Source organism: Adlercreutzia sp. (genome assembly GCF_056795635.1).
Window position 1 is genome coordinate 115,723 of the sequence record NZ_JBQIIT010000003.1, and the last position, 19,804, is coordinate 135,526.

Genomic DNA, 19,804 nt, shown 5'->3' on the forward strand with positions numbered 1-19,804 from the left:
AAGGCGTCCCACCAGAAGCGGTTCTCCACGTGCACGTTCACCTGGCGCGTGTCGGTCTCCGCTTCCATGTAGTAGTTGCCCGAGGTCACGCCCACGCCGTCGGTCAGCGATCCGACGTCATCGGTCGCGGCCTCCAGCACATCGGGCAGGCTGATGGAATTCCACACGCGCACCACGGGCTTGCGCATCACGGCGCTCGTACCCGTCTGGGCGTAGAGCACCGGCCCGGTAGTAGTGGCGCCCTTGTAGGCCCGCTTCCAGAAATCGAGGTTGGGCGCGGCGGTGCCCATGACGTCCACGATCTCGTCGGTCTTGGCCGCGTTGGTGGTGCGCACGGTGTTGTTCTGCACCGTCCAGCCGTTGACCGCCGGCATGTTGGGGGAACCGGCCAGCTGCATCTCGCCGTTGCGCAGATGGTAGCGCTGGAGCGTGTACTTGTAGTCCATGCCGTAGGGCTGCATGTGGCGGGTGCGGTCGCGAGCCAGGCCCTCGTAATGGTCGATGTCGAAGATCTGGTAGTAGGCGCTCGAGCGGCTCGGCTCCTCGCCGGCGGCCGTGTTCTGGCCCTCCCGGTACAGGTTCACCGCCCGCTCGGCGCTCGTCGTGAAGGCAGAGGCCTCGGGCGAAGACGCCTCGGTGCGCTCCCAGGGACGGGTGAGCACGCGGTCGTACCAGGCACCGCTCTCGTTGTTGCCGAAGACGTGGGAGGGGATGTTCACCTTGATCTGGTAGCCGCCGCCCCCGTCCAGGGCCGCCTTGATCTCGGCGGCCAGGGCAGCGTACTTGGCCGCCTGGCCCGCGTGCACGTAGTCGGGGTCGGCCGCATCGGTGGCGGTGCCGTCGATGGTACGGCCGTACCACTTGGCCAGATCCTGCTTCACCGTGATCTTGAGCACCCAAGGCTGGGAACTGTCACGATAGCCCACGGACTGGTTCGAGGTGCCCGCCGCCGCATCCACGTCCTGGGCGGCCACGGCGGTGTAGCTGCTCTTCTCGCTATGGGTGGTCGCCTCCACCGTGGAGCGGATGGGATCCTGGTGGGAGGCGGGGGCATAGTAGGTCACGCCGTCGTCGGCCTTGGCCGTGGGCGTCTGGATCACCTCCACCTCCATGAGGTCGGAGATGTCGATCCACTCGGACCCCACCTGGGGATCCTGGGAGTAGTTGCCGGCCACCGTCGTGGTCTTCTTCAGCAGGTAGGCCTCGGGCTTGATCTGCCGTGCCAGCTTCTCCAGGTCGGTGGTGTCCACCTCGCCCTCGGAGGGCGCCGTCCCCTCCTCGCCGGCACGGGCCATGGTGAAGAAGGCCGTGTCGTTCTCGTCGGCCGTAAAGGCATCGGCGGGAAGGGCGGGGTCGGCCGTGGACACGTCGGCGCCCACGGTCTCCTCCAAGGCGGTGAGGGACGCGAGGAACGCCTCGTCGCCCTCGGGACCCGGGGCCGTCGCATCGGGCTCGGCCAGGGCCGAGGAGAGCGCCGCCCAGGCGGAGGGCTTGCTCGTCACCCGCCCCTGGGGCGTGACGGTGGCGGGGGCCGACACGGGCAGCGCCGCGCCGTCGCCAGCGGCGGCGCCGTCGGCAGACGCTGCCGCGGCGGTGCCGGGGGCATCGTCGGCCGCGAGGGCGGCCAAGGGCGCCACGGCCCGGGCCACCTCGCGAGCGGCCTCGTCGGCCAGGGCCGCCAGAACGCCGAGGCCGAAGCCGGCCGCGGCCGGCTCGGCGGCCGCGCGCACATCGATGGCCTGGCGCACCGGAGCCGCCGTGCCGTTCACCGTGAGGGCCGTGCTCCACAGGTAGGGGGCGCCGGACCAGGACTGCTCGTCGATGACCAGGGTGTAAGCGCCCGCAGCCAGAGAGCCGAGGACCATTTCCTCGCTCACGCCGGCCGTGCGCTCGTCGGCGGGGGTGCCGGAGGCGTCGTTGATGGGAACGCGATTGCCCTCGGCATCTTCCACATGGAAGGTGAAGGTGGCGCCGGCCGGGAAGGCGGCGCCCGAGGGCGCGGCCCCCACCGTCACCGTCACCGGGCTCGGGTTGGCGCCCGGCTCCAGGGTCGTGGCCACATCGACGTGGGTGCCGCCCTCGGGCACGGTGAACTCCACCGGCGCAGCAGGCAGAGCGAAGGTGCCCCCGTCGGGCAGCAGCGGCGACTCGGTGAAGTACAGCCGGTAGGTGCCCGGTTCCAGGTTGCGCAGGAGCACCGGATGGTTCAAGCTCACCACCTGGTTCTCGGCCACCGTGGTCTCGCTTTCCACCGCGTCGTCCCCCTCGCCGGTGACGGCAACGCTCACCAGGCGGTACTTCGCCTCGGCATCGGTACCGGCACCCTCTGCGCCGATGAGGGCGCGCACCACGGAGGTGCCCGCTACCACGGAGGGCGCGTCGCCCAGCTCGCAGGGAAGCGGCACTTCGATGACGGCCCCATGGCCGTCGGCGGTAATCGGCACGGCGTCCTTGGGCGCCCGGTACTCCCACGTGCCCGTCTTCTCCACGGTCACGTTCGCGCCGGAGCCGTCCTGCTCCACCACGGTATAGGTATAGGACACCACCGGCGCCTGTACGAGCGCCACGGTGTAGGAGCCGCGGGGCAGCGGCGTGGGCAGCTGGGTGGTGCCATGGGGCGCCACGGCGATGCGGTAGGACTCCTCGTCCACCGCATCCTCGCCCTCGGCGGGCAGCACCGGCAGACCGGTGGCGCCATCGATGACATCCCCGTTCTCGTTGCGAATGATCACGAAGGTGGGGGCATCGTCATCGGCGTAGGGGGCATCCACGGCCACCTGGACGGGGCTGGCATCCCATACGTGCTCCAGAGTGTAGGGGGAAAGCTCCACCGCATCCCCGAGGCCCACCACGTAGAAGTGCTGCACCTCGGCAGGCAGGGTGTAGCCCAGGCCGCCCTGGCCCGCCTCGGGGGGCATCTGAGGCGAGGCGGTGAACTTCAGGCCGTAGTGGCCGCGGGGCAGCGTGGCGATGACCGCCGGCGCGTTGGCCACGATCTCCACCTCGGCCACCACCTCGCCGGTCTCCTCGTAGGTCACCACTTCCTCGGTCAGGGCCTCGCCGTCCTCGCCCACCACCGGTTTGCCGTCCTCGCCCACCACCGGACGGGTCTCGCGCTTCTCCTCCATGGCCACGATCTGGGCCTTGGCCGGGAAGTCGGGGCTGGCGCCCTCGGCGTTCACGGTCACGGAGACCGCGCTCTCCTTCTCGATGCGATTCAGGGTCAGCTCGCCGCTCACCTGGGAGGGCACAGCGGCATCATAGTCGTCGATCTCGACGAAGCGCCCGTCCTCGGCGCAGGTCACGTACTTGCCGTTGGGATCCTTCACGTAGGTCTTGGTGCCGATGGTGACCACTTCGTCGTTCTCGCCCGGCACGCCCTCCAGCTTCGTGAGGCGCACCGGCTGGCCGTCCTCGGCGTACACCTTGCGCTTCTCGGCCTTCAGGGCACCGCTCACATCCACGGTGATGCCCGTGGGAATCTGCTCATTGTTCTCGCCGGTCGTGAAGGAGGGGTTCTTCTCGGCCATGGCGTCGTGGGCCACGATATGGAAGCTCAGCGGCTTGAAGGCGGTCGTGCGCTCCTCCACCTTGCCGTCGACGAGCACCCGGTAGGTGTAGGAGCCCTCCTCGAAGGGCAGCCCCTCCGGAGTGGTGCCCACCGACTTCACGACGATCCAGTAATCGCCCTGGGGCAGCTCCATGTCGTCGCCGCCGAGGGTCATCTTCTTGTTGGGGGTCAGCTTGAAGTTCTCCACCACTACCGCCCCCGTGGCACTCACCACATCCACGATGATGGGGTCCTCCAAGCCCTCGGCGTTCACCGTGAGGGACACCTGGCCGGAATAGGACACCTCGTCGGCATCCAGATCCTCGCCCGGACCGGGCACCACGGTGATGGAGCCGTCGAGCATCGGTTCCACGCCACGAGGCATGACGTAGGTGAACTCCACGCCGTCCAAGTTGCGGTCGCCGTAGTTGTAGGCCGTCAACTCGCTGATGAAGTCCTGGTTGTACTGGAGGGCCGTCGTGTACTGGCCCCGCAGCACGCCGCGATGGGCCTGACGGTACTCGTCGGCGTAGTCGTAGTTGGCCGTCCTCCAGCCCGCATAGGTGTCCTCGGTCTGGTAGAAGCGCTGGGTCTCGTAGTTGGACACGCCGGAGCCCTCGGTAGCCAGGGAGCCGGAGATGAAGCGGCTCGAAGTGGCGAGCCAGGCCTTCTGCATGTGCAGGCGCGTCTCCGACCACACGAGCGGCGTGGAGGAATGCCAGCGCGTGCCCGTGGGAACCTCGATGGGCTCGCCCGTCTCCCCGTCGGTGCCGGGAACGGTGTCCAGCGATGCGGAGCCGAGGGTGCGGGCCTTGGTCACATAGTGGTACCAGTCGCGCACGTAGCGGTCGGCGTTGCGCAGGGCGCCGGCGCCGTTCTCCAGGTTGTTCTCGGCAATCTGGGCCTGGTACCCCGTGTTGAAGTCATTATGGCCGTAGTACCACCACAGGTAGTGCACGTCGTTGGGCAGCTCGGAGGCGGCCTCGTCCTTGGTGGACTGGCGCGGACGCGGCGTATAGCGTACCACCTGGCGGTTGTTGGACACCTTCATATCGGTATCCAGCAGGTAGCCCGCCTTGTAGCTGTCGGCGTTGCCGTTGGCCGTGCGCAGGTAGCCGTCCTCGTAGGGGGTCATGCCGTTGGTACCCCAACCGTTCACATCCAGACCGTTGTAGTGGCCGTAGGACAGGCCCTCGCCGGGAATGTAGGTATAGGAGCCGTCGAACATCTCCCACGTATCGGTATTCTCGGGCTTGTCGCCAGAGAAGGCCGAGTCCAGCATCAGGTAGTCCATGTCCATGAGCACGTCGTTGGTGACCACCTGCCAAGCCGCCTGGCTCTCGCCCACGTGCTGCATGTGGTAACTCGCCCCGGGCGTGTTCAGATTGTAGTTGCGGTAATAGCTGGCGCCGATGTTCCACGCCCCCGAGCCGGTGCCCCCGAGCGGGCTCACATGGCCCGGCCAATTGCTGCCGTAGTTCGGATGCCAGTCGGCGTAGTAGTACTCGCCCACCCGCGGGAAGTAGGCCGGCTCGAGACCCGCCGTGCCACCGCCAGTCAAATCCTGAGCGCCCGTGATGTTGTTGCGCTGGTACACCTGGGGCAGGTTGTCCACCGAGGCGTATACGTCGAAGTACAGCTCGATGACATCACCCACCTCCATGCGAGTGGAGCCGGCCTGCACGAGGTCGACGGGACGGTCGTAGGCCAGGCCATCATCGATGATGGAGCCTGTCTGCGCCCCCGCGCCCGGCGCCGGCACGCTCGACATGGAGCGCGTCACTTCTGCCGCCCCTGCGGGCAGCGCCTCATCGTCGGCGATCCAGGCGATCTTGAACAGGGTGAACTCCGTGTCGCGGCTCACGCCGGCAGCCCGCGGGTCCATATCGGCGAAGTAGTCGCCATGGCCACCGAAGACGTTGGAGAAGCCGTTGTCGTAGATCATGGCCCCGCCATAATCAGGCATCTCATAGCTGTCCACGGGAACAACGATGAGCTTCATACCGTGGGTGCGGGCGTTGTAGACGTCCTTATCCTTCACCGTGACCGGATTGTTCGGGTCGGTCATATCGGTGCGGTTCTCAAGCCACTTCACCTGGAGATGATCGGCCAGGTACTGGGCATCGAGGACGCCATTGGCCTCGTTCTTCAGGTACTTCGTCGGAATGAGCTCGTAGAAGACGGGGTTGTACAGCTCGCCCTCGAGCTTGGTGATGCCGGCGTTCGTGCGCTTCGGCACGTTCTTGAGGGTGTTTTTGTACCAGAACCGCTCGCCTGCAACGTACCCGGTCTTCTGGGTGGCCTCGGGGTCGTAGGAGGCAGCGGCCTGGGCCTCGGTCTGGAACACCTGGGACTGGAAGCGCATGACCGGCGTGCGGCGCCACACAGTGGTCACCTTCTTCTTAGCCTCATCCTGCTTGGTGAGCAGGGTGCCGTGGGTCACGGGGTCATTGGCCGCAAGCACCGTCGTGCCCGAGCCGTTGCTGGCAGCCACATCCACGAAGTCGAGAACCGTGGCCTGGTTGTCGCTGTGGGTAAAGCCCACATCCACCGAGCCGTAGGGCTTCCACAGGTTCTCCTGCTCGCCGCCGGCATGGCTCACCGCCGTGCTGTCTTGGCGCGTGTCCTGGTAGCGGGCCACGCCGAGCAGCGACACGTCGTCGAGGGGGAAGGCCACCACGTCGGCGCCGGAGTTGTTGGCACGGGCCACGGCGGGCACGTCGTAATAGGTCCAGCGCACGCCGGTGACATCGCGGAACAGGTTGCCGTTGGCAGTGTGCCCCTCGTCGGTGGCGTCAGAGCCGTAGCGGTCGCCGCCCACGTCGTAGCGGGCCGCCAGCTCCTCGTAGGTGACCCAGGCTCCCTCGCCGCTGGCCGCATTCGTGGCGAGCGGGGTGATGGAGGCGCGCTCGTCGTAGGCCGCGGCCAGTGAGGTAGCCGGGGTGTTCCAGTCGGGCACGTAGTACTCGATGGCCACGGCGGGACGGCCCGGGTCATCCAGATCGGGACCCGCCTGGCTGTCGGGCAGCAGCGCCTGAGCCCGATCGGCAGCCGAGGAGGTGTGGCTCAAGCCGAGCACCTGGGCCGGCGTGGTCTGGCTCCAAGCAGCCTGGGCGGTCACGTCCTGGCCGAGGGCGCCGTCGGCAGTGGGATAGCCCAACTCATCGATGGTCTCGTCGGCCACATAGGTGGGCTTGCGCGTCAGCTCGAAGTAGCGCTTGCCGGCAGGATTGCCGTTGGCGTCGAAGCCCGCCGTGCCGTCGCCGTCGGCGCCCTGGACGATGCCGGTGCCGTTCACGGACCGCATGAAGGACACGGTCACGGTCATCGTAGACTCGTGCCAGGTGGTGTTGCGGATATTGGAAATGCGCAGGCGCATGCGGTTGCCGTCGGCGTTGGCAGCCTCCCCGGAAGAGGATACCGGGTCGAGAGTCTGGGTGTCGGGGTTCCAGTACTCCGGCGTGATGTCGATACGGTCGGTACGATGGCGATGGAAGGCCACGCTCGAGTAGTTGCGAGCCGTCAGCTGCTCCTTGTCGCCGAAGGCCAAGTCCGTCGTGGAACCGTCTTCGGCCCCTGCCGCTGGCGCGCCGTGGGACCAGGAATAGCGCAGCAGCGAGGCATCGCGGGCGCCGGCCATGTCCGCCGATCCGCAGTTGTCCGTCGTCTGCCCGCCGGCGGCCACCGTGTGGGCGCCGGCGATGTGACCGAGCTCGGCGGCATCAGAGCCGTAGGGTTGGCCGGCGCTGTTGCTGGAGCCGGTGCCGCTTTTGTTCGTCACCCGATACTGGGCATAGCCATGCAGCGGCGCGGCCGTGGCGTAGAAGTTGGCCTGGAGATGCTGGCCGCGATAGCTCGGATGATCGGAGCCATCGGAGCCGTTGGCCTCGTCGTTGTAGGCCGGATCCTCTTCCAGCTCATCGGTCACCTGGGTGATGACGCGCACCCAGACGCCCTGGCCCGGCTGGATCTGGCTCGTGGCGTTGCCGTTGTCCTCATCGGCTTCGTAGGCCTGGCCCACCGAAAGGCGCAGCACGCGATTGCCGTCGTACTGCTCGGTGGCATTCGGCCCGTCACCGAAGGTGCGCGAGGCGCCGTCCACCGTGGCCTTCGAGAGATCCGTTTGCTCATCGACGGCCACCGCGTCCGTGCCGTCGGCAGCCGACAATTCGGCCGTCACTCCATGGCCCGTGGTGTTGTTGTCGGCCCACCGAGCACCGGTCTTGGTCTTCTCCACTTCCCAGCCGACGATGCGCTGACCGCGGGGCACCTCGAAGCGGGCGTCCACATGCTCAAGGGGCAGGGCCTTCTGGCTGAAGGCACCGCTGTGGCTTCCCTGCAGCGTGCCCCGATCGGTGCCGATGTTCCCCGAGCCGGCCCCCACGTAGAGGCGGTACTCCACGTAATCGCCGGCGTACAGGTCGCCGTTGGGGATGCCATTGCCGTTGCCGCCCTGGGTTGCGGCGGGGTCGTAGCTCACGGGCGAGGACACCGAGCGGTCGTCGAAGTCGTAGGCGAATATGGACTGGGTCGTCCCGTTCATCTCCACCTTCTTGCCGCGCTGCATGTCGGTGACCAGCGAGCCCAGACGATGGAACAGGTCGTAGCCCCGATCGTTGGCCTCGCGCTTGGTGAGGCTCTTCTTGTTCGGGTCGCGAGTCACCACGTTCGACACCGTCAGGTGCTCGTTCATGTGCATGCCGCCGAAGGCGTTGCCCTGCTTGTCGAAGGTGGGCGTGCTCCAATAGTTCCAATTGCCAGCGGCCAGATCGGTGCCCGTGGCCCGGGCGGTGCGGAAGTCCTCCACGGGACGGTCGGCGTACACGCCGTCATAGGCGAAGGCGAAGTTGTCGCTGTTGGCCGCCCCCGGCACGGTGGCGTTGTCCGCGTCGTTGTCGTTGTAGTAGATCGCGCCGTCGCTGTGCTCGCGGTAGTTGGCCTTGCTCGCATTGCGGTTGGCACCGAGCACCTGACCGGAATCGAGCATGGTCTCGGGGCGCTCGCGCGTGGCATTGGGCGAGGAGAAGGTGAACTGGACGCTGGTCACGTAGGGCGCGGCGTAGGTGCGGTTCACCGTCTGGTCGGCCGCCCAACCGGAACCGGGCAGCGTATTGGTCTTCTGCACGGCAGTGTAGTAGCCCACGATGCCGTCACGCACGGCATCCACCACCTGCTGCTGAGCAGCGGCCTCGGTCAGGCCCGCCGTGGCGAAGTCGTAGCCGGCCAGGTTCACGCCGTAGTCGGCCGCCAGGGCCGCGAACAGCTCTGCGGTGGTGATGGCGGGGTTGTCCGCCTTCAGCGCGCGCTTCGCCTCGGTCATGCGCAGGTACCTCTCCACGTCGATGACGTAGCAGCCGCCGTAGCGAGCCTCGCCGATGCGCGGATTGCCCGTGAACGTCTGGGCGGTGCCCGCGCCGGCCACGGTGCCCGACAAAAGCCCCAGGTTCACCAAGTCGGCCCAGCTGAGGGTCACGGGGGCCGAGGTGGTCTGGGTCGTGGTGTTGTAAACGGTGAACTGGAAGCCGTCGGCCTGGAACCAGTCGTCGTCGCGGGCGGCGAAGCCGTCGTTACCGGCCACAGTGGCGGGCACGAACTGGGCCGGCACGTACACCTTCTGCAAACGGATGCCGTCGGGATTCGGATCCCCATTGTTGTTCCCGGTGAACCAGGGCGACCAGTGGCTGTTCAACGTGACCGCGCTGATATGGGCCACACGATTCTCGTCGTCTTTGGTCTCGTCCTTATCGATGTTATTCCAGAAGCGGGTCTCGAAGGTGGCCACATTCGGCGTCAGGTTGTCATCGCCGTAATCGGCCATGGAGGGATGGGCCGTGCCGTTGGCCTCCAGGGAGAGGCGGGAATTGTAACCGAAGGGAATGAGGTAGCCGAGGAAGTAGGCCGTATCCTCGTTGCGATGGGTCACCCCGGCGCTCGAGCTGCTCTTCCAGTTGCTCGCCCCGGGATGGGCACCGTCGCTGTTCAGGGACAGGCTCTGGTTGAAGGGCGCGTTGTCGCCCTTGGAGGTGCCCAGCTTGGCGAAGCTGTAGCCCCAGGCGTAGGCGTAGTTGAGAGCGTCCTTCTTGTCGCCGCAGCTGTCATGGGCCGCCCCCTTGAATGCCGGGTGCTTCTGCCCCTTATATATGTAGGGACGGCCGAGCAGCTGGATGTCCACCGTGCTCTCATTGGCATCCCGATCCACATTATGGCCCGCGCCCTCGGCGGTGATGTCACCGTTGCCGGAGTAGGGACCCAAGTCGATCTCGTAGCTGACCACGAACTCGTTGGTGGCCAAGGGCAGCGCCACCACATCGCCGGTCTTCTTCAGATCCACGATAGCGCTATGGGAATCCTCGCCGGGACGGGCGAACTCCAGATAGGCCACGTCGGCCTTGCCGCGGGTCAAATGATCGATGCCGAGATCTCCCACGCGATCGTCCTTGCCGCCGGTGATGTCGTAGACGCCATCGCGGCGCACCTGGTAGGTATGGGCGCCGGCAGTGTCCTCTTCATAGATGGTAAAGCCCTCGTCGTTCAACTCGTCGGAGGCCTTCCACTGGCGCGTGGTGAAGGTGATGGTGGCGTCCTCGTAGTCGCGCAGATGATCGAGCACGCCGTTTTGGAAGTGGAGGCCCGTGGACAAGAACCCGTAGAAGGAAAGGTCGTCGTCAGGCTGGCACCAGGGCAAACGATCGGTCAACTTCACCTTGTCCGTAAAGGACGTGTAGTTCCAGCCCCAGTCGTTGGGGTAGTACTGATCGCTGCCCCACGTGCTGGAATAGCTGGCGTCGCCCGCGTAAATGCCCCGGTAAATCGTTTGGCGATAGAAAGCGATGGCGAAGTTCGTGTCGCCGCCGAACAGCCCGTGCTCGGTCATGTTGTAGGGGTTGGAATTCCATGCATCGGCCGTATCGCCCAACCGCGTGGCGTCCTTGCCGTTCCAGTTGATGCCCTGCATGGTGTAGTTGCCGTCGTTGCGGGCCACCACGTTGGTGCGGCTGCGCAGGTGGCGCATGTAGGCCACGCCGTCGTAATGGTGCCAGTAATCACCGGTGCGGTGGTAGTCCTGATAGGACCACGCGCTGCAGAAGCGGTTCTTATCGGCCTGCTGGTTGCCGTTCTTGCCGTCGTTCGTGTTGGCCCGGGAGTCCTTGGTGTCGGAACGCACGATAGCCTGGTGGCCCGGGCGGTTGTTGCCGGAATTCGTGCCGCCCACTTCCAGGGTCACATCGGTGTACATATTCATGCCGCTCGTCGGAGTCTCGGCGTACATACGGCCGTTCACCTCGAAGGACATCTGGTTCACGATGTCGGCGTAGCTGTTGTTCACCTTGCCGAACCACTGGCCGTAATCGGGCTGGTTCAGGGTGGTGATGTCACTGTCGCTCTCGGTCCAGTCGCCGGTGATGTAGCGGTTATCGCCCGAGGCGTACTGGTTCTGGTTGATGCGGATGTCGTACTCGATGCGCGTCACCGTGAAGCGCGGGGCCCCGGGGCGGGTGAGGTTCTGGAGATAGTAGTCGTCGACCGGATCGCGGTAGGAATCGCTGCGATCGGCCCCCGTGCCGAAGCTGGCCTCGGGCTCGCCGGCCCCATCGCGGGCCAGCAGATTCAGGCGGAAGTACTTCGCGCCATCGTAGTCGCTCTGCACCGCGTCGGCGGCCGTGCCCGCCAGCTGCTGCTTGATCTCGTCGCCCGTCAGCGTCAAGGTCTTGCCGTCAGAGTAGGTGACCTTCAGGTTGTCCACGTACTCAGCGGCCTGACGGCGAATCTTCAAGTAATAGGCATCGAAGTACTGGGAGGGATCCTTCAGATCCTGCACCATGTGCAGGACCATGCCAGAGTTGTAGGTTTCCGCCCCCACCCAATAGAGGTTGCGGCCGCTGAAGTTGTAGGAGGTCCAGGGCCCCTGCTCCGTATGGCAGGTGCGCTCGGGGCCGTACTCGTTATACTGGGTGTTCACCTGGCGGAAGTCGGCCAGCAGCGACACCTGGGACTTATAGCCCACGTCCAGGGCGAAGTTGCGCTCGGCATCGGAGGCGTAGGAGCTGTTGTGGGCGATATGGCAGCTGTCCCACGAGCCCCAGCTGTACTGGGAGAAGCGGTTGCCGTTGGTGGGGGCGCTCGCGACGCCGCCGGCGTTGGAGTCGTAGAGACCGGCGCGGTTCAGCGTGTCGAAGTACATCTTCGACATATAGATCCAGGAACGGTCGGTGCGCGTGACCGGCGTGTTCTTCATGCCGGGAATCATGGCGTCGCCGCGCAGCTTCAAGAGGTAGTTTTCCGTCTTGGCGCTGAACAGGCGCTCCGTATCGAAGTTATGGTCGGCGAAGCCGTCGAACACGATGTTCTGGCCGTCATCCCAGCTCACTGTCGCCGGCGCCGTGGTGTTATTGGCGCCAGGTGCGGCATCCTCGGCCATATCCTGCCACGAGGTCAGCTTCACCTGGGTCAGGTTCTCGATACCGTGATTTCGCAGCATCTCCTCGGTGATGATCAGGTCGCCCTCGGCCGTGAACTCGTAGGTTTGGGTCGCATCCGTCGCATCCTCGAAATGGTCGGGCAGGGCATCAGCGGCGGGAATGGCCACGCGATCCAAAGCCCGGTAGACCCCGTCGGGCCGAATGGTCCACGACACAGCCGCGGCCGCATCGGCCCCGGCCCCCTCTTTGCGGCCCGTGAACGTGATAGTACCCACCGTACCGTGACGGAAGGTGTCGAACAGCTCGTGGTTGACCGTCACCTTCGTGGTGTGGAAGCCGGTGTAGTCGGACACCGTGCCGCCATCCTTGTGCTTGTCGTTCGCGTCCAGCTGCAAGACTTTCTCATAGTTCATCTGCAGATCGACAGTCACGTCCACATCATCGAGGGTTGAGGTGGCGTGCTCGTTGGCCAGGTTCGCCCACATCTTGAAATCGCGGTCGTAGGGCACGCCGGTACGCGTGAAGGAGCCATCGGAGCAGTTGGCCGCATCGGCAAAGGTATGATGGTTCATGTACTTGTTGAACGTGGCGCCGTACTGGCCGAAGGTGTGCACGGCCATGGCCGGGAAGTACACCTTCAGGAAGGCATCGGCCTTCCCCTTCTCGCCAGGGTTGTCCAGCTTGGCCGTGACGTTCACCTTGGCCTGGGCGTTCACCTTGGCGAACTGGCCGGAGCTGTCGCTGTTCACATTGTTGTACCAGGAATTCGTCTGGCCCCGCAGTTTCACGGCGAACTGCTTGTCGGCGCTCACATAGGGGTCGATCTCACTGTAGCGGATCTCGATGCGCTCTAGGTAGAAATCGCGCTTCTCCGTTGCAGTCCCCCCGGCGGCCAGAGGCCGGTCGAAGAGGAAATGCAGGGCGGCGAAATCTGGATTGTCCGAGGTCACATCCACAGTGAAGCCCGTGGCCGCGCTATCGGCGGCCTTGGCTGCCTCCAACATCGCCAACAGCTCGTCGCGGTCGTAGCGCACCGAATAGCCCTGGTCGGCAAAGGTGCCGTCCGAAACCGTCTCGTAGGACGCGGAAGCGCCCGAGCCGGTCTCCACGACGCGGCGGAAGTAGAACGTGACGTTCTCCAGCGAGCTGTTGTCGGTGGCGCCCACGGTGTTGTCCTTGCGCACCGTGGAACCGAAGTTGAAGAGCTCCTCGCCGAAGGTGACCTCCTTGGTCTTGAAGCCGCGCACGTCGTTCACGGGATCTTTCAGAAAGCCGCTCAAGTCCTGATCGGTGCGAATGGTCACCACGGCATCGTCGGCGCGATTCAGGTTGTTGTTGCGCACCGTGAAGTTGTAGCCGGTGCCATCGGCGAAGTTCGCCACCTCCACGTTCTTGCCCTCGGCGGCCGCGCCCGGATTCGGGCGCACGCCGGCAGGCTTCACGGCTGACCAATCCAGGGTAGCGGCAAAGGTGCCGAACTGCATCTTGGCCGTGGCCCGCAGCTTGTTCACGTTGCCCTCGAGGCGCACCGCGTCGGGAAGCATCATGTCGGGCCCGTAGGCCGACTTGGTGGCGAAGGCGCGCACCTCGGTGGTCACGGCGGCGTTGTCGTGGCTGTCGGCCCGACCGAAGACGTACATCACCGGGGCCGTGTTGGCCGCCGGGGGCGCAATGGCCCCGGAATCCGAGGTGACGGCCCCTTTGTTGATCTTCGCGAAGCGCACGCGCAGCATCTTCACGGGCGCCTTCTCCGTGGCTCCGTCGGAGACCGCCCCACTCACCAGGCCATCGGTGACGATGTCGCCCCCCGACCCGTTGGCGGCCACATTCAGCGTGAGCATGCCCGTGGCACTGTCCATGGTCAGGGTCGCGCCGTCGCCGAGAGCCACCGTGCCGCCAGCGGCACCCAGAGTGTCCAGAGCCGCGGCTATGTCGTAAGAGGCGTTCGGACGCAGCCCCTCCTCGGTATGGAGGATAGTGGCCGTGGGGTTCAGCACGTCCAGCACATCCACCGAGGAGATCTCGCCGTAGCGGTAGTACCAGCAGGTTTTTGTGATGGGATCTCCGCTCGTCTCATCGTAGGTGGGATTGCCGTCGGCATCCAGTACGGGCACCGCCCCGTAGGCGAAGCCGGGCACCACGAGGGAGCGAGCCAGGAAGCCCCGCCACACCGACGGCGCGCCAGCCTCATCGGAAAGGGCCTCTTGCTTCGTGCCGTTGATCACCATATCCACGTCGAAGCTACTGATATCGTAGGGGGAATTGTTCGACAGGTCATAGCGGAAGTACGCGATCTCATCGGCCTTGTCGCCCCAGCGATAGGGCACGGCGGCGTTGCTCTTGCGCGCCCCCGTGTTGTCCACATAGCCGTAGGAGGCGGCCACAGCGGGCTTGATGGGCACGAACATGGAATTCAGCGTAGCCTGGCCGCTCACCGACTTGTTGCCGGCCGTATTCTCATAGTCGGTGCCGAAGCGGGCGGCTACCGTCAGCTCGCCGACGCTCTCGGGAGTGCCGATGATCTCCACCATGGCCCGGGCGGCATCCACGGTCTTGTTCTTCGTGAACTGTTCCAGCTCGATATCGACGTTCAGGAGGTACCCGATGTTGAAGCTCGCGCAGGTGAGCACGTAGTTGCCCGTGCGCTCCATGGCGCCAGTCGCCGGGTTCTTCTTCGTCTCGGGCTTGAAGTAGTCCAGCAGCTTGCTCCCCGGAATCTCCAGCGTGCGCTTGGTCACGTCGCTCGCGTCCTTGGTGGCGTAATAGGTGAGGGTGACCTTCTCCACCTTGGCCCCGGCATCGTCGGCATAGGTGTTCGTATCGGGGTCGTAGGTGCCCATATAAGCAGGGCCCAGCTTCACCGCGCTGGCCACGAACTGCGACTTCTTCGACGATGTGGGATCAAGCACCATATTGCCCGTGGCGGGATCCTTGATGTACTTGAAGCCATCGGGAATAGGGCCGATGTTGATGAGGGCCGGGGCCATGCGCGAAGCGGAGGTGTTGCCGAAGCGGAAGCGCCATCCGGCATTGGACTCGTTCACCAATGCGTTGCGCTTTTCGGCCTCCTTCACCATGGCCGAGTCGGTCGTGCCAGACCCGTCGTACATGGAGAAGACCTTCGCCGTGATCCGCGGATCGGTCTGCACCTGGCGGAACGTGGCCTTGGCCGCCTCGGTCGTCTTCTTCGGCTGGGAGAAGGAGCCGTAATCGGGACCCACGCCGCTCGGGGTCCACAAGCGCTCGCCGTAGGTGAGGTCGGCCTTGTTGTCATAGTAGCCGTTCGCGCCGTCGGACGTGGCCTCCATCATGACGCCGTGCACATCCACCGAACTGGCAATGCGCATAGTGGACTCGCCCACCGCCGGCTGGGGCAAGGTGTGCTTGAACAGCACACGGAACAGACCGGTGAACTTACGGGTCGGCGCAGCACCGGCTTCGTAGCGTCGGCCTGGCACCGCCGCGATACCCTGAGCCTCGAGCATTTCGGCAATGCCCTGGCTGGCGCGCTCGTCGTCGCCGAGGCGGTAGAGTGCGTACTTTCCGTCAGGACCGGTTCCCTCTTCCACTTTCTGAGGCAGCGTCAGCGAGACCCACTGGGGGTTCTTGCCGTTCATATCCGTGGTTTGGAACTGCACCACGTTGGTCTTCTGCTGGGCGCTGCCGCCCTCGGTCACATTGGCCTGGGTGCCATCGGTCGTATCGTACCAGTCCGACAGCTGGGGGTTGCGCGTCTCGGTCACAATGGGCTCGCCGGGCTCGCCGTCTTCCCCGGGTTCGCCGGGGGTCTCGGTGCGCACGACCTCGGATTCATCGCTCTCGTCCACGCGAATGGTAATGCCCGATAGCTGAAAACCGCTCGGGAGCTGATCGGACAGCTCCACACCATAGGACGTATCGGGATTTTGGCCGAACAGCGGCGTATTGCCCTTGTTCTGCATATTGCCGATGCGATAGGTGACCATCTCGCCGAGGGGGGCACTCTGGGCGCTTTCCCAGTTATCGGCATTCTCGGGGTTCTGGGCCAGCTTAGTCAGCGACGGACCCCGCGTCGGCGTAGCGAACGAAGAATCCACGCGCAGGTTCTTCATCCATTGGTAGTCGTTGGAGTTGCCGTCCTTATCGTAGCCACGGTTGCCGAAGTTCACCGTCGCATAGGCATCCAGATAGGCCTTCTCCACCCCGCCGGATATGCTGCCGTAGTTCGTGGTATAGGGCATGGCCACCAGCAGCGTGTGCACATCCGACTCATCCTCGGGCCGCGGCGCCCCCTCGAGGTTCTTGTCGGCCTCGGGCGTATGGGAGATGAGGTGCTTGCCGTAGGGCATGTCGTCCTCGTGGATGTCAACGGTGATTTGGCCCTCCTTGCCGCCGGTACCGTAGGCGAGCTCTTCGAGACCCAGATCGTCCACATTGGAGAATTCCATCAGGTCGATGGAGGCGATTTCCTCGTCGGTCAGGGTGGACACATCGTAGACGAGGGCACCGCCCTGGCCGGGCACGCCGATGTAGCTCGCGCCCTTCTCGGTGGCGTTGAAGCTCTCGTTGGGCACATAGGCACCGCTGCCATCGCGCTTCCAGGTGAGCAGGTCCTGGAGGCGGATGCCCGAGGTGGCCGCCGAGCCCGCCTTGAAGAACAGCACGTAGTTCAAGAAGTCGATCTCGGACTCGCGGGTATCGGAGGTGTTCTCCACCTGCACCTTGTAGACGGCGTAGTTGTACTTGTTCCACAGCACTGGCGTGTTCAGGCTCTCGTTGTGCAGGCTCCAGCGCAGGTTGGTCTGGATGAAGGTAGCCACGAGCACGTTGGCGGCACCGGGGGCGCGACCCGTGCCCGGCGCTACCTCAGTGGGCCACGAGGCGCTCTTCTCGGTGCCGTCGGCGTTGGTGTAGTTGTTGTAGGAATAGCCGAGCTTCGCCGTGGCGCCGGTGTTGTCAGGCACCGAGCCCTCGAACTTGATCTCGCCGGTTAGCGTTTGGGCGCCGCTGTGCAGCTGGTACTGCTTGTCGTTGCTGGTGGACTTGTAGCGCAGGTACCACCGACCCGACAGGCCCTGCTTGATCAGGCCGTTCTCGGGATCGGTCATTTCCTGGGACGTGTACCAGTTCACGCCGTCCTGGGAGAAGTCGTAGCGGTTCACCGCATCGGAGTCGGGCCTGTAGGACAGGCGCTGGAACTGGTTCGGGTACTTCGGGTTCGCGATCTGCTGGCCCTTCTCCCACTCGGCGCGGTCCACGGTCTCCTTGGGACCTTTGGCATCGAAGTACAGATAGGGGATGTCCAGGGTGAATATGACTGCGGCCGCGCGACGATCGATCATATCGTAGCCGTCGGAACGGCCGAGGTAGCCGTCCTTATACGTGGGGTTCGGCTGCAAGGTCATATAGATGGTATCGCCGGTCTTGATCATGACGGTGTTGGTCTGACCGGGCACGGCGGTGCCGTTGCCGATGTGCAGGTTCGGATCCAGGTAGGTGGTGGGCAGGCGCTCCACGGTCTCGCTGGCGAAGGGGCGGATGCCCGGCGATTCGAGCATGGTGCGCGTCAAGTAGGTGGAACCGGTGAAGGCCGAGAGCAGCTGGCGCGGGGCCAGCTCCGGACACTCCCGATAGTTCTCGGGGACATCGCCGTCGTCGGGATCCTTCGCGATCACCGGGGCTTCAGGCTCGGGGGCCGGGGCGGGTGAGGGGTCATCGGCCTCGGCATCCTCGTCGGGCTCGGGCACCACCAGCTCGGGAGCCGTGGGCACAATGGCGCCGCTGGTCTGGTTGGCCGCCTCAGACTGCTCATCGGTGAGGAAGCTGTCGCCCATGGCCGTAGCGGCAAAGGGCGTCTCGGTGGTGAGGCACTGGGAATACACCCCGTCGACCCCGTCGCCGACTGCCGCCACCTGCACGTCGAACACCGCCGCGACCGGGAAGGACTCCCGCGCCCCCTCGGCAAAGGTCACCGCCGCCTCATGGAAGGGAGCCGCCACGTACAGGGTGCGGCCCTCTCCGGGAGCGATCGCGCCGTCCTCGCCGGTGCGAGACAGCTGTACGCGACCGTCCTCGGTAACGGCATAGGACACCGGTGCCAGGCCCAGGGCCTCCAGGGACGAGGCCTTCATGGGATTGAGGCTCGCCAGCTCTTCTTCGGACAGGCCGGTCACATCCAGCACGAGAAGGCCGTCTTCGCCGGGCACGCCCACGAAACGCTCCGCCTCGCGCACCTCATCGGCCGTGTTCACGACGCCGTTTATTCGGTTCGCCACGGCATTGCCCTCATCGTCGGCCCGGTAGGCCATAAGGGTCTCGAGACCCAAACCGCCGCGGCCGGCGCTGTCAGAGGGGTAGAATGCCCCCAGGGCGATGGCCCGCGCCGCGGGCGCATCCTCGGGCACCTCGTAACGCACGAGATGGGCCAGATAACCGGCACCGGAGACATCGCTGGTGCGGGGCATCTCGGCCCGCACCACTTCTGCGCTCAGGTTCGCCGCGATGCTGCTGCGCTCATTGGTGAGGGTGTAGGTTCCCACCGCCCCGCGCTTCACATCATCGTACTGAGGCTCGGGCTGGACGCCTTCGGCGTCTTCGGCATCGTCGGGTGCGGCGGTGAAGGAATGGAGTTCGTATCCATAATATATGGATACGGGAGTGCCTTCAGGCACTCCGCCGACGAAGCCGAACTCAAGAGAGGGCAGTTCCGTCGCGGCATCCAGCTTGCCGTCGTTGCCGTCGTAGCGCAGCACGAGCTTGCCTGACACGCCCGCAGCCAATTCCCCATCGGTCACGGCGCGGTACATCCCGTAGTGCTCCTGCCACAGCGACCATCCCTCGGGCAGGGCCTCGGCAAACACGGCCGCCCGCATAGCGCCCGCAGTGGCCTCGGCATCGAGGGCAGCCTCCGCCGCTGCGGCCCGCGCCTCGTCCAGCGTGGCAGGGGCGCTCTCGGCCCCAGCCGTCACGCGATCGGCCTGATCGGCCAGGGCGTGGCGCAAGCGCCATTCCTCCTCGGCATAGGTCGTGGCCACATCCCCCGCATCATCGGTGTACAGGTAGGGAGCTTCCAGGGTGAACACAAAACGGTCGCCGGGCTTGGAGCCGGCCAGGTAGCCCCCTTCCAAGCTCTTGCCCAGATCACCCAGCTCGAAGGCGGCCTGCACGCGGCGGCCCTTCGCGTAGAAGCCCGCCTCGGCACTGAAGGGTGCCCCGGAGGCCACGAGGTTCGGACGCAGCCGCGCCGCGATGGCCGCCTCCTCGGCAGCCTGCTGGACCTCCTCGGAGTCGCCCCACTCGGTGGCCACGGTCACCTGGGGAAGCACCTCAGTCGGCTCCACCAGCCCTTCGGGAAGCAGGGCTTCCAGGGCATCGGGGTCGAGATCTTGGGACTGAACACTTGAGGCCCAAGCCAAAGCCGCCTGGTGGGCTTCCTCTTCCGCGTCACCCGCCCCGCCGCCATCAGTCGCGGACACTTCGTCGCCGGGCAGCTCATCGGCATAGGAAACGAGCGCCGTTGCATCGAACATGGTGAAGGCCAGCAGCAGCGAGAGCAGCACCGAGAGCACACGCACCCAGGTCTTGGTGGTGAAAAGGTTCACAGGCGGATGCCCCTCGGCCAGGCGCACCGCCGCCGTCGCGTTGGCAGGCACGCGCGTGCGCCAATGGGCACCGCTATCGACCTCAGCGGGACGGCCTGCACAGCGCGGAGAATTCGGCAGCGGCTCCACCTGCACGCCGCAGTCAACGTTCTCAGAATTATGATGATTTTGCTTATATTCGCTCATTGCCATACCCTCAGTAACCCTGTTATCTGCTCTCGCTCTACCTTCTGCGTCTCTCGACCTTCAAATCA

At 65.4% G+C, this 19,804-nt stretch carries 1 protein-coding gene (cut by a window edge); it reads right to left on the minus strand.

All coding sequences use genetic code 11. From position 1 onward, the window contains the following. On the minus strand, nt 1–19,736 hold the 5' portion of the coding sequence (locus ACTOXK_RS02745; RefSeq protein ID WP_482279221.1) for a hypothetical protein. It extends 18,205 nt beyond the left edge of the window; 19,736 of the gene's 37,941 nt are visible here — the first part of the coding sequence; its start codon is at nt 19,734–19,736; its stop codon lies beyond the left edge, outside the window. Nucleotides 19,737–19,804 lie beyond the last annotated feature (68 nt).